The following is a 12,526-nucleotide window of genomic DNA, read 5'->3' on the forward strand; positions in this document are numbered from 1 at the left end:
CACCGGCCCGGCCATGGACGCCGCCATTTGTGCATTTTTGCAGATGCGCTCTGCACTAATGGCCGTTGAGGCCCCGGGCGTGAGCGACCATACTCGTTGAGAATGATGCCCGTGTCACACATCACAGGTATCCTCTGTCCAAATGGTCCATAGGGTGTCGACGGAGACACCGAAGGAGTCGAAATGACTACGCAAAACGCCGCCGCGAGGCGCCCGGAAGAGCCCGACGTCAAGACGTCCGGCCTGAAGAAGGTTGTGACGGCCTCCATGGCCGGCACGGTCGTGGAATGGTATGAGTTCTTCCTCTACGCCTCTGCCGCCACCCTGGTGTTCGGCAAGCTTTTCTTCCCGAACTCCGGCACTGAGCTCGACGGCATCATCGCAGCCTTCGTGACGTACGCGGTCGGTTTCGTGGCCCGCCCCATCGGCGGCATCGTCTTCGGCCACTTCGGCGACAAGTTCGGCCGCAAGCAGCTGCTTCAGCTGAGTATCATCCTCGTCGGCGTCGCCACCTTCGCGATGGGCTGCCTGCCCACCTTCCAGCAAATTGGCTACTGGGCTCCGGCCCTGCTGGTCTTCCTGCGCTTCGTCCAGGGCTTCGCCGTCGGCGGTGAATGGGGCGGCGCCGTCCTCCTCGTGGCCGAGCACAGCCCCAGCAAATCCCGCGGATTCTGGTCCTCCTGGCCGCAGTCGGCGGTTCCGATGGGTAACCTGCTCGCTACCGGTGTGCTGTTCATCCTCTCCTCCACGCTGTCCTCGGCCGATTTCCTCAGCTGGGGCTGGCGCGTGGCGTTCTGGCTCTCCGCCGTGATCGTGGTCGTCGGCTACTACATCCGCACCAAGGTCCAGGATGCGCCGATCTTCCTCGAGGCACGCAAGGAAGTCGTCGTGGAGAACAAGGGCTACGGCGTCGCCGAAGTCTTCCGCCGCTACCCGCGTGGCGTCTTCACCGCCATGGGCCTGCGCTTCGCGGAGAACATCCTCTACTACCTCGTGGTCACTTTCTCCATCACGTACCTGAAAATCGTGGTCCAGACGGACACCTCGCGGATCCTGCTCCTGCTCCTCGTGGCGCACTTCGTCCACTTCTGTGCAGTGCCGATGGTCGGCAAGCTCTCCGACGCCTACGGCCGCAAGCCCGTCTACATGGCCGGCGCCATCCTCGGCGGCACCTGGGGCTTCTTCGCCTTCCCGATGATGGACACCAAGAACGACCTGATCATCCTCGCCGCCATCACCATCGGCCTCCTGTTCCACGCCCTCATGTATGCCGGCCAGCCGGCCATCATGGCCGAGATGTTCCCGACCCGGATGCGCTACTCCGGCGTCTCGCTCGGCTACCAGGTCACCTCCATCGTGGCCGGTTCGCTGGCTCCGATCATTGCGACCGCGCTGCTGAGCCAGTTCAAGTCCTCCACCCCGGTGGCCATCTACCTCCTCGGCGCCTGTATGGTCACCATGGTGGCGGTGTACTTCCTGAAGGAAACCCGCGGGATCTCGCTCCACGACGTCGACGCCGCCGATGCCAAGGGCACCGCCGACCTCCTTGCCGCAGGCAAAAAGTAGCAGGCAAGAAGTAAGAGCCAACAACAACGGCCGTTGTCCCCGTCCAGCGGGGACAAGGGCCGTTGTTGTTGGCCGTCGGGCTCAGCCCAGCAGGACATCCTGGCGCTCGGCGATCTCGGTCCGGATCGCCGCCAGCACCGCCTGCACCGGGGCCGAGCGCAGCGATTCCGAGCGTGCCACCGCCCAGATCGGCAGCTGCCGCTGGAAGTCGTCCGGCAGTACGGGCAGGAAATCGGGGTTCCCGGCGACCAGGAAGTTCGGCAGCAGCCCGATCCCGGCGCCCCGCCGCACGGCCTCGAGCTGGGCGAAGATGCTGGTGGCCTGGAAGCTGGAGCGCGGCATCGGGAGCTGGGTGGAGCGGTGGCCGAGTTCCGCGACCTGCAGCGCCGATTCCACGTAGGAGACAAAGCCGTGCTGCCGGACGTCGTCGAGCGTCACCGGCAGGCCGCGTTCCTGCGCGTACTGCGGACTGGCGTAGAGCCGGAGGAAGTAGTTGCCGAGGAAGATGGTCTGCGCGTTGCTGACGTCCATGTTGCCGACCACCACCTCGAGGTCCACGCCCGAGCGGTTCTGGCTGACCTTGCGGGTGGCGCTCAGCATCTCCACGTTCAGCAGCGGGTGCTCCTGTTGCAGCCGGACGAGCGCCGGGGTGAGGAACTCTGCGCCGAAGCCGTCCGGGGTGCTGATCCGGACCAGGCCGGACAGCGCATCCTCGCTGCGGGCAATGCGGTTGGACAGCGCACCCAGCGTTCCTTCGATTGCCTCGGCCGCGGTCACCGCCTGGCCGCCGAGCTCCGTCAGCTCCCAGCCGTGCGGGCTCCGCTCGAGGGTGCGGCCGCCCAGTTGTTTGTCCAGGGCCAGGATCCGCCGGGAAATGGTGGTGTGGGTGGTGCCGAGCGTCTCCGCCACCGCGTTGAACCGGCCCAGCCGGGCAACGGTCAGCAGGATGAGCAGGTCATCCGGGCTCGGCAGCCGTCTTGAGTCCATCGTGACCCGCTTTCCGGAGTATGTGCATTCATGCACATACCATCTGTAGTTTTTCACCTTGATTGCACTGTAACAGGGTGTGATGCTGGACACGGAACGTCCGGCGAAACGTCCGGAGCATACGCCCGCAAGGAATTGCACACAAAGAGCAGCACGCAGTACGCACGACACAAAGCAAAGGAGCTTAAGCCATGGCAGTAATCGCTTGGATCGGACTGGGGAACATGGGCGGGTCCATGTCGGTGAATCTCGCCAGTGCCGGGCATAACGTCCGCGGCTTCGACCTCAACGCCGAGGCCGTTGCCGCCGCCGTCGCCGGCGGAGTGAAGCCCGCCGGCAGCATCGCCGAAGCCGTCGACGGCGCGGACGTCGTCTTCACCATGCTTCCCAAGGGCGAGCACGCCCGCGCCGTGTACCTCGGCGAGGACGGCGTCCTGGCCCACGCGGACACCCGCACGCTGCTGGTGGATTCCTCCACGATCGACATCGCCTCCGCGCAGGCCCTGCACGACGCCGCCGCTGCCGCCGGCTTCCGCTTCGTCGACGCCCCGGTCTCCGGCGGCATGAGCGGCGCGAAGGCCGCAACCCTGACCTTCATGATTGGCGGCGAAGCCGGCGCCGTCGCCGAGGCCACGGACTTCATCCGTCCGATGGCGGCGAACATCATCCCGACCGGCGGCGCCACCACGGGCCAGGCCGCGAAGATCTGCAATAACCTCATGCTGTTCATCAACCTGGCCTCGACGGCGGAGGGTGCGGTGCTGGCGGACCGGCTCGGCCTGGACAAGCAGGTCTTCTGGGACATCGCCTCCGTCTCCTCCGGCGACAGCTGGGCCCTGCGCACCTGGTATCCCGTGGCCGGCGTCGTGCCGACAGCGGCCTCCAACAACGACTTCGCCCCGACCTTCACCGCCGAGCTGGCCAACAAGGACATCGGGCTCGCCATCAGCGCCGCCCGTGACACCGGCACCCCCCTGGAGATCGGCGGGCACGTCCAGCAACTCTTCCAGCGGCTCATCGACTCCGGCCAGTCCGGGATGGACTGCTCCATGATCGTCAAGCTCGTCGACGGCACCCTGGACACCTCCCAGTAACAGGAACGCCAAGGAACTCCCGCGCACAGCGGCCCCGAACAACCACGAAAGAGACCCACCCATGGAACGCATTCCGCACTTCATCAACGGCGCCCTGATTTCCGACGCCGAGCGCTTCGGCCCCGTCTTCAACCCGGCCACCGGCGAGCAGGAGAAAGAGGTCGCCCTGGCCTCCGCCGCCCGCGTCGAGGAAGCCATCGAGGCCGCCCGCGCCGCCCTGCCGGGCTGGCGCGCCACCAGCCTGGCCAAGCGCACCACCATCTTCTTCAAGGTCCGCGAACTGCTGATGCAACGCCGGCCCGAACTGGCGGCCCTGCTGACCAGCGAACACGGCAAGGTCCTCTCCGACGCCGAGGGCGAAATCACCCGCGGCCTGGAGAACATCGAATTCGCCACCGGGCTGTCCCACGCACTCAAGGGCGAGCGCTCCGAACAGGTCGCTGGCGGCGTCGACGTCCACTCGGTGCGCCAGCCGGTCGGTGTGGTCGCCTGCATCACGCCGTTCAACTTCCCGGCCATGGTGCCGTTGTGGATGATCGGCAGCGCCCTGGCCTGCGGCAACACCGTGCTGCTCAAGCCCAGTGAAAAGGACCCGTCCTCGGCCATCTTCATCGCGCAGGCATTCGCCGATGCCGGCCTGCCCGCCGGGGTGCTCAACGTCGTCCACGGGGACAAGGAAGCCGTCGACGTGCTCCTCGAGCACCCGGCTGTCAAGGCCATCAGCTTCGTGGGCTCGACGCCGATCGCCCAGTCCATCTACAAGCGCGCCGCGGACCACGGCAAGCGTGTGCAGGCCCTGGGCGGCGCCAAGAACCACATGGTGGTCCTGCCGGACGCGGACCTGTCCATGGCCGCCGACGCCGCCGTCTCCGCCGCCTATGGCTCAGCGGGGGAGCGCTGCATGGCAGTAAGCGTGCTTGTCGCCGTCGGGAACATCGCCGACGAGCTCGTCGAGGCGATCACCACCCGGATGGCCACCCTCAAGATCGGCCCCGGCACCGACCCCTCCTCGCAGATGGGCCCGCTCATCACCGCCGAGCACCGCGACAAGGTCGCCTCCTACGTGGCCGGTGCGGCCGATGAAGGCGCCACCGTGGTGGTCGACGGCCGTGCACAGGAGTTCGACTCCAACGGCTTCTTCATCGGCGTCAGCCTGATCGACCACGTCAAGCCGGGCATGAAGGTCTACGACGACGAGATCTTCGGCCCCGTCCTCTCGGTGGTCCGGGTCGAGACGTACAAGGATGCCGTCCAGCTCGTCAACGACAACGAGTTCGGCAACGGCGTGGCCATCTTCACCCGCGACGGCGGCGCAGCGCGCCAGTTCGAGTTCGACGTCGAGGCCGGCATGGTGGGCGTGAACGTGCCGATTCCGGTGCCGGTGGGCACCTTCTCCTTCGGCGGCTGGAAGAACTCGCTCTTTGGCGACACCCACATGTACGGCCCCGAAAGCATCCGCTTCTACACCCGGGGCAAGGTGGTCACCACCCGCTGGCCGGACCCGTCCACCTCGGTGATTGACCTCGGCTTCCCGCAGGTCGACTGACCTCCCGCCCTCCCCACAAGGCAACGCGGGGTCACCTACGGCCCATCCAGGACCGGATCATGGGCCGTAGGTGACCCCGCGTTGCTTGTAGAGGGAGGGGGTCAGCCCTTCATGATCTCCGCGCGCTGGGCCATGTAGTCCTCCATGGCGATTTCACCGTTGCTGTACCGCTGGTCCAATTCCGCGAGCTTGCGGGCACGGAAACCCTGCGGGGCCGACGGCGGCGGGGGCACCGCCGGGCCGGACGGCTGCTGGACTGCGGCGGGCTGCTGGTCGCCCGCCGGGGTGGGGTACTGCTCGCCGTGAAACTGTTCGCCGGGATATTGCCGGGGCGGGTTCGGCTGGCCGGGGTACTGCTGGTTCGCGGGCGGCTGGGGCTGCTGCGGGGCGCCGAGCTGGCCGAAGCCGCCGTAGTAGTCACTCTGGGTCAAGCCGTCCCGGGGCTGCTTGCTCTGCGGGCCGGGATAGTCTCCGGGCGCGCCTCCGGAACTGTTTCCGGGAAATTGGCCGAACTGTCCAGGAAATCCGCCGGGCCCGCCCTGGTTCTGGTTCCGGCCGCGCACCGACTTCTTGTACAGCCGCATTCCCATCGGGATGAGGAATGACAGAACGATGATCCAAAAGAACAGATTGTTCACGGTACGGCGCCTTTCAAAATGTGTGCTTCCAGCTTATGCCCGGACCGGTCCCCGATCGGGCGGGTTCAGCGCAGGGCGTTAGATCCGGACGGCCGGCATCCCCAGAAAGCGGCCGTAGGCCTCCACCGCCCTGCCGATCCGGAGCTCGGTGTCGGGATCGGGGCGGGAGTCCAGCCGGAGGTCGAGTTCGCAGCGGCCGCGGACGAAGCCATGACGCCATACCCCTGCCAGCCGGCCGTCCCGCAGGACCAGGTGCAGGGGCCGGCCGGGCACCGGAGTGATCGGCGCCGTGCCGGCCAGGAGGTGCCGGGTCTTCGAGTACCCCATGACATATTCGTCGTAGCACTGGATCAGGTCAAAGCGGGGTAGCCCGCTCTCCCTCGCCGGGGCACCCGGCGCCGGACTGAAGTAGGAGGTGACGCCGTCGATCGGGCTCGAGTCGAGTGCTCCGGGGTCTGCCTCCAGGGCGAACCGCACCCCCGCCCTGACGTCCGCCACCGTCATCCCGGACCAGTCGGCGCAGTCCTTTTCCGTCGCCGGTCCGCGGCTGCCGAAGTAGCGCCGGGCCAGCTCGGCCAGCGCAGCCGGGCGGTCCATCAGGCCTGCCGGCGCCGGGGGGACGCGTTCGTCAAACAGCGCATAGGTCTGTTTCAGGGCCCCGCCGGCGCTGCGCACGGGGGAGCCGCTGACCAGGACGCTGCTGGCCTCGGCGAACATGATCCGGTAGGCGAGCTCCAATCCCGAGGCCACAAAGCCGTCCCTTTGCAGGACCTCGGCGAGCTGCTCCCGGGTCAGGTGGGCGCCACTGGCCAGCGCCCGGGCCAGGACGTCGGTGCTCCTCGCGGCGTTGGCGGCGTCGATCCCGCTCCGGCGGTACATCCCCGCATTGCCCTGATGGAGCCGCGGTGCCGAGATTGCCAGAAGCCAGCGCAAATCGTCCCGGTGCACAAAGTGCCAGGTGGGCCGCAGGATGTGGGTCCGGAGGATCCTGCCCTCAGACACCGCCCGCTCGACCGCCGCGGCCGTGGCGCCCGCGGTGCGCTGGGCCAGCGTCCAGCGCGCGTAGGGGAACTCCTGGGACTGCACGGCGAGGAGGTTCTTCAGCGCATGGTCCACCGTGGCGGCGAACGGCTCGCGCAACTGCTGCCGGCAGAGCCGCAGCCGCACAACGTCGTCCGCGTCCATCATGTCCGCCGGAGCTGCCGGGGCCGCTAAGAGCGCGCCGGTTCTTCGGCGCCGGGCGGCCCTTCGCCGGAGCCCAGCGGAACACCGGGCCCGAACACCGGGCCGGGCAGCGGGCGCTTGGCCGTGACGCCGTCGCCGGAGGAACGGTGCCGCAGCCGCCGCACCACCCACGGCACGAAGTATTCGCGGGCCCACACGAGGTCCCCGGTCCGCGCCTCCCGCCAGCTCCGCTGCGGCAGCGGCTTGGGGGAGAGCGGCTCGAGGGTGTGCTGGACGTTGAGGGAATCAAGCACCATGGCCGCGATGGTGTGGTGTCCCAGCGGCGAAAAGTGCAGGCGGTCCGCGTCCCACATCTGGGGATCGTTGAGCTGCCGCAAGGACCACATGTCCGCGATGACGGCGTCGTGGCGGGCAGCGATGGTCCGGAGGTTCTCGTTGTAGATGGCCACCTTGCTGCGGACCCGGCCGAGTACGGAGGAGCCGGTGTCGGGGCCGTTGAAGAGCACCACGGTGGCGCCGCCCAGGCTCAGGATCTGCACCAGGGAGTCCAGCTTCTCCGCCAGCAGATCGGGATCGCCGCCGGGCCGGATCAGGTCGTTGCCGCCGGCGGACAGGGTCACGAGGTCCGGGCGGAGCGAGAGGCAGTGCGCTAGTTGCTGGTCCGCGATCTGCTGCAGGAGCCGGCCCCGGACGGCGAGGTTTGCGTACGCGAAGCCCTGATGGCCGCGGCTCAGTTCCTCGGCCACACGGTCGGCCCAGCCCCGGTGGCCGCCCGGGCTCGCGGGTTCGGGATCGCCAATGCCTTCCGTGAAGGAGTCCCCCATGGCCACGTAGCGGGTCCACGGGTGGGTAACGGCGTTCTCTGCTGGATTCTCCATGGCCTCGGTTTCGCTCACCTTCATATCCTGCACTGTTCCAGTAAAGCTACGCCACCGTAAGTTGTTACCGGCCGGTAACGGGAATGGGTAACTGCAAGAATGGAGCCATGACTCAAGCCCCCGTCTTTCCCGCCCCCGTTGTCCTGTGGTCCACCGCTGAGGAGGACCGCGCCGGCAAGCCGCTGCTGGTCCTGCTCCATGGCTACGGGGCCAACGAACAGGATCTGCTCAGCCTGGCGGACGTGCTTCCCGCCGGATTCGCGGTGGCCTCACTGCGCGCCCCGCTCGTCTCCGGCCCCGGCTTCACATGGTTCCCGCTGACCGCGTCCATCGACTACACGGTTGACGCCGTCCAGGACGCCGCCGCTTACGTGCAGGACTGGATCGACTCCGTAAAGGCGAACCACCCCTCGGTGACGCTGCTGGGCTTCTCCATGGGGATGGCGATGGCTACCACGCTGCTGCGCCGGCGCCCCGCTGACTACGCCGCCGTCGTCGGACTCTCAGGTTTTGCCGTCGACGCCGGCGGGGACCCGAGCTTCCGCGACGCCGAACTGGACGGAACCGTGCCGATGTTCTGGGGCCGGGACCAGCAGGACCCGGTGATCACGCCGGACAAAATCGAGTTCACGATGGCCTGGGTGCGCAAGCACGTAAAGCTCACCAAGGTGCTCTACGCCGGCATGTGGCACGGCATCAACCAGCAGGAAATCGGCCATGTGTCCGAGTTCCTGACCCACGAGGTGCTGAACAAACAGTCCTAGGCGCCGGCCGGAGTGCTGATCCGCACGGTCCTGCCGTTGACGGTGACGGTATCGCCATGGTGGAGCTGGCGGCCGCGGCGGTCGTCGATCTCGCCGTTGACCTTGACGAGCCCGCCCTTGACCAGTTCCGCCGCCTCCACTCCGTCCTCGACCAGGTTGGCAAGTTTCAGCAGCTGACCCAGCCGGATCATGTCGTCGCGGATGGGGATCTCTTCAATTTCCGGGTTGCTCATACAAGCAATAATGCCTGACGTAAGGTGACAGCCATGACCCACACACCCCGGATGCCCCTCCTCGCCGGCCTGCCGCTGGCCGTTGGCGCCGGCCTGCTCATGCCCGTCCAGGGCAGGATCAACGGCGCGCTGGGTGTGGCGCTCGCGGACGGAATCGCCGCCGCCGTGGTCAGTTTCAGCACCGGACTGGTGGTCATGATCGTCATTTCGCTGGCGCTGCCGAAGGGCCGGGCCGGGCTGGCACGGATACTGCCGGCCGTCCGGGACCGCGACTTTCCGCCGTACTACGTCCTGGCCGGCTGCATCGGGGCCTTCTTCGTCTTCACCCAGTCCTTCACCGTGGGCCTGCTCGGCGTGGCCCTGTTTACCGTGGCCGCGGTGACGGGACAGACGCTCAGCGGCCTCCTCGTGGACCGGATGGGGATCAGCCCCGCCGGCAAGAAGGCCATCACCGGCATCCGGGTGCTCGGAAGCGTCCTGACCGTCGCCGCCGTCGCCTGGGCTGTCTCGCCGCGCCTTTCCGGGGCCGAATCCGGAACCGTCCAGCTGTTGGTTCCGGTGCTCCTGCCCGTGCTGGCCGGGTTCCTGATGAGCTTCCAGCAGGCCATGAACGGCACCGCGACGGTCCACTACGGCACCCCCATCACCGCCACGCTGGTGAACTTCGTTGCCGGTGCGGTGCTGCTGTGGGCCGCCTGGCTGGTCAAGCTCGCGACCGCCGGTGCCGGGAATCCGCTGCCGGCGGAGTGGTGGTACTACCTCGGCGGCCCGCTGGGCTGTGTCTTCATCGGGGTGAGCGCGCTGCTGGTGCGCAGCCTGGGCGTGCTGGTTACCGGACTCGGGACCATTTCCGGCCAGCTGCTGGGCTCGCTCGGCCTGGACCTGGCCTTCCCGGCACCCGGCACCGTCGTGGCGCTGCCCACGGTGCTCGGGACCGTCCTGACCCTCGGTGCCATAGTGCTGGCCACCCTGCCCTGGCCCAAGGGCTCCCTGACGCGGTAGCCCCGGGGCGGTGGCCCCCGCGCGGTGGCCCTGGCGGGACAGCAGGCCGGTAGGCTAGGAGGCGCAGCTTCCTGCACCGCGGCATCTAACCACCGCACTCTTTACCCACAGCTTTGTTTGTTTTGCGTTTTTAGTGCCCCGTCCGGCAACCAGCCGGGGTCCCGGGGCTGAGACCGCGGACCGCACCCAGCGGCCCTGTAGAAAGTGGAGTTCCCATGGCAGCAAAATCCGTCCTCGACCAGATCATTTCCCTCGCCAAGCGCAGGGGTTTCGTATTCCAGGCCGGTGAAATCTATGGTGGCTCCCGCTCCGCCTGGGACTACGGGCCCCTTGGCGCAGAGCTCAAGGAAAACATCAAGCGCCAGTGGTGGCAGTCCGTGGTCCGCGGCCGCGACGACGTCGTCGGCCTCGACTCCTCGGTCATCCTGCCCCGCCAGGTCTGGGAAGCGTCCGGCCACGTCGACGTCTTCTCCGACCCCCTGGTCGAGTGCCTCTCCTGCCACAAGCGCTACCGCGCGGACCACCTCCTGGAGGAATTCGAGGAAAAGAAGGGCCGCCCGGCCGAGAACGGCCTCAAGGACATCGCCTGTGCCAACTGCGGCACCCGCGGCGAGTGGACCGAGCCCCAGGAATTCTCCGGCCTGCTCAAGACGTACCTGGGCCCGGTGGCCAGCGAAGAGGGCCTGCACTACCTGCGCCCGGAAACCGCGCAGGGCATCTTCGTCAACTTCAGCAACGTGCTCACCACCTCCCGCAAGAAGCCGCCGTTCGGCATCGGCCAGATCGGCAAGTCCTTCCGCAACGAGATCACGCCGGGCAACTTCATCTTCCGCACTCGCGAGTTCGAGCAGATGGAGATGGAATTCTTCGTCGAGCCCGGCACGGATGAGCAGTGGCACCAGTACTGGATGAAGGAGCGGATGTCCTGGTACACCGGCCTCGGCATCAAGGAAGACAACCTGCGCTTCTTCGAGCACCCGCTGGAAAAGCTCAGCCACTACTCCAAGGGCACCACGGACATCGAATACCGCTTCGGTTTTCAGGGCTCCGAGTGGGGCGAGCTTGAGGGCATCGCCAACCGCACCGACTTCGACCTCTCCACCCATGCCAAGGCCTCCGGCCAGGACCTGAGCTACTTCAACCAGGCCACCAATGAGCGCTACACGCCGTACGTGATCGAACCCGCCGCCGGCCTGACCCGCTCCTTCATGGCGTTCATGATCGACGCGTACACCGAGGATGAGGCACCCAACGCCAAGGGCGGCGTCGACATCCGCACCGTGCTCAGGCTCGATCCGCGGCTGGCCCCGGTCAAGGCGGCCGTGCTGCCGCTGAGCCGGAACGAGGACCTGTCCCCGAAGGCCAAGGACCTCGCCGCCCAGCTGCGCAAGAGCTGGAACATCGAGTTCGACGACGCCGGCGCGATCGGCCGCCGCTACCGCCGCCAGGACGAGATCGGCACCCCGTTCTGCATCACCGTGGACTTCGAGACCCTGGACGACCAGGCCGTCACGATCCGCGAACGCGACACCATGAGCCAGGAACGCGTCTCCCTGGACAAGGTGGAGGGCTACCTGGCCGCACGGCTGATCGGAGCCTGAGGATGGCGATCGTATACCGTGAATGGCGCGACGGCGACGACCTTGCCCTGCTGGAAATGTGGGGCGGCCCGGAAACGGTCCAGGCCGGGCAGTTCCGCGGCACCCTGGCACCCTCGGGCAATTCACCGTGGCGCCGCTGCATCGTGGCCGAGGACGTCGTCGACGGTGTGGCCGTCCCGGTCGCGGCGGGTGTGGTCCACGAGGCCTCCCTGCACCCGGAACGGCTCTGGGCCTACATCGAGGTGGACCGGCACCACCGCCGCACCGGCGTCGGGTCCACCCTGCTGACCATGCTCCGGCACGAGGCCGCACAATCGCCGTCGGGCGTTACCCGGCTCCGGACCAAGGTGGAGCCGGACACCCCCGGCGCGGCCTTCGCCGGGGCGGCCGGCCTGGCCCCGATCCAGCGGTCCCGGCTCGTCGTCGTCGACCCCGGCGCGCTCAAGCTGCCGGTCTTCGGCGACGGCTCCGAGGCTGCCGCCTCCGAGCAGATCGAAGACCTCGCCACCGGTTCCGTAGAGCTCAGCGACGTCGTGGGCCGGTACTACACGGCCGTGCACGGCTGGGACAGCCCCGGGGACCTCAGCATCGCCACGGTCCAGCGGCTGTTCCTGGACGAACTCAGCGGGGCCCACGGTGCGATCGTGCTGCGCGCGCCGAAGGCCAGCGCGTTCGGCCCGGGCGTGCCGGCCAGCAAAAAGGGCCGGCTCGAGGCCTTCGCGATCAGCTACGCGGCGTTTGTCCCCGGCGGGGAGAACGCCGGCGGCGGCGAGGGCGCCAAATCCGGCCAGCCTACCGATGTTTTTGTGGGGCACGAGCCGCAGCTTCTCCCGGAGCAGGCCCAGGCCGCCGTCCGTGACCTGCTGTCGCTCATCGCGTTCCAGCACCCCGTGCTGCTGGAACTGGACGATTCGATGACGGCGCTGGGTGCCGTCGTCGAGCCCCTGCTGGAAAGCGGCAATGCCCGTCTCCAGGGTGCCGAGACCCTGGTGGTTTCCGACCCGGCCTAGCCGTTAACCCAACTGGCCCGCA

General features: G+C 67.8%; 12 protein-coding genes. 7 read left to right on the forward strand and 5 right to left on the reverse strand.

Annotated features, from left to right (window positions below):
• Positions 1 to 183: 183 nt before the first annotated feature.
• Positions 184 to 1,566 carry an MFS transporter gene (locus ACZYZE_RS09105; RefSeq protein WP_459319600.1) on the forward strand — a complete coding sequence of 461 codons (1,383 nt, stop codon included), beginning with the start codon at positions 184 to 186 and terminating at the stop codon, positions 1,564 to 1,566.
• Positions 1,567 to 1,647: 81 nt separating this feature from the next.
• On the opposite strand, the gene ACZYZE_RS09110 is transcribed toward ACZYZE_RS09105, so the two are convergent.
• Positions 1,648 to 2,553, reverse strand: a complete 906-nt coding sequence (locus tag ACZYZE_RS09110) for a LysR family transcriptional regulator (RefSeq protein ID WP_463907400.1) — start codon at positions 2,551 to 2,553, stop codon at positions 1,648 to 1,650.
• A gap of 191 nt (positions 2,554 to 2,744) precedes the next feature.
• Between ACZYZE_RS09110 and mmsB the strand changes: the two genes are divergently transcribed.
• A complete protein-coding gene (mmsB, locus tag ACZYZE_RS09115) occupies positions 2,745 to 3,647 on the forward strand; it encodes a 3-hydroxyisobutyrate dehydrogenase (protein ID WP_459319598.1) in 903 nt (300 codons plus the stop codon).
• 61 nt (positions 3,648 to 3,708) lie between these two features.
• Positions 3,709 to 5,193 carry a CoA-acylating methylmalonate-semialdehyde dehydrogenase gene (locus ACZYZE_RS09120; RefSeq protein ID WP_463907401.1) on the forward strand — a complete coding sequence of 495 codons (1,485 nt, stop codon included), beginning with the start codon at positions 3,709 to 3,711 and terminating at the stop codon, positions 5,191 to 5,193.
• Positions 5,194 to 5,294: 101 nt separating this feature from the next.
• Here the strand turns inward: ACZYZE_RS09120 and ACZYZE_RS09125 are convergent, their stop codons facing one another.
• The 3 genes from ACZYZE_RS09125 to ACZYZE_RS09135 all read right to left on the reverse strand — a co-directional run bounded on the left by ACZYZE_RS09125 (position 5,295) and on the right by ACZYZE_RS09135 (position 7,918).
• A complete protein-coding gene (locus ACZYZE_RS09125) occupies positions 5,295 to 5,831 on the reverse strand; it encodes a hypothetical protein (protein ID WP_463907402.1) in 537 nt (178 codons plus the stop codon).
• A 78-nt stretch (positions 5,832 to 5,909) separates the two neighbouring features.
• Positions 5,910 to 7,019, reverse strand: a complete 1,110-nt coding sequence (locus ACZYZE_RS09130; protein ID WP_463907403.1) for a winged helix DNA-binding domain-containing protein — start codon at positions 7,017 to 7,019, stop codon at positions 5,910 to 5,912.
• A 23-nt stretch (positions 7,020 to 7,042) separates the two neighbouring features.
• The gene (locus tag ACZYZE_RS09135; protein WP_459319594.1) at positions 7,043 to 7,918 is read right to left on the reverse strand and encodes an SGNH/GDSL hydrolase family protein; all 876 of its coding nucleotides are present in this window, start codon (positions 7,916 to 7,918) and stop codon (positions 7,043 to 7,045) included.
• An 83-nt stretch (positions 7,919 to 8,001) separates the two neighbouring features.
• Here ACZYZE_RS09135 and ACZYZE_RS09140 point away from each other — a divergent pair, with 83 nt between their 5' ends.
• A complete protein-coding gene (locus tag ACZYZE_RS09140; protein ID WP_459319593.1) occupies positions 8,002 to 8,658 on the forward strand; it encodes an alpha/beta hydrolase in 657 nt (218 codons plus the stop codon).
• Here the strand turns inward: ACZYZE_RS09140 and ACZYZE_RS09145 are convergent.
• Positions 8,655 to 8,891, reverse strand: a complete 237-nt coding sequence (locus ACZYZE_RS09145) for an RNA-binding S4 domain-containing protein (RefSeq protein ID WP_459319592.1) — start codon at positions 8,889 to 8,891, stop codon at positions 8,655 to 8,657. The two genes, ACZYZE_RS09140 and ACZYZE_RS09145, sit on opposite strands and share 4 nt — an antisense overlap.
• Positions 8,892 to 8,924: 33 nt before the next feature.
• Between ACZYZE_RS09145 and ACZYZE_RS09150 the strand changes: the two genes are divergently transcribed.
• From ACZYZE_RS09150 to ACZYZE_RS09160, 3 genes are all read left to right on the forward strand, one after another.
• The gene (locus ACZYZE_RS09150) at positions 8,925 to 9,893 is read left to right on the forward strand and encodes a DMT family transporter (protein ID WP_459319591.1); all 969 of its coding nucleotides are present in this window, start codon (positions 8,925 to 8,927) and stop codon (positions 9,891 to 9,893) included.
• Positions 9,894 to 10,108: 215 nt separating this feature from the next.
• Positions 10,109 to 11,494: a glycine--tRNA ligase gene (locus tag ACZYZE_RS09155; protein ID WP_459319590.1), complete on the forward strand. Its 1,386-nt coding sequence runs from the start codon at positions 10,109 to 10,111 to the stop codon at positions 11,492 to 11,494.
• 2 nt (positions 11,495 to 11,496) lie between these two features.
• Positions 11,497 to 12,504 (forward strand): GNAT family N-acetyltransferase, encoded by a 1,008-nt coding sequence (locus tag ACZYZE_RS09160; protein WP_463907404.1) that lies wholly within the window; start codon positions 11,497 to 11,499, stop codon positions 12,502 to 12,504.
• Positions 12,505 to 12,526 lie beyond the last annotated feature (22 nt).

The sequence above is a fragment of the Pseudarthrobacter woesei genome, from assembly GCF_055412745.1.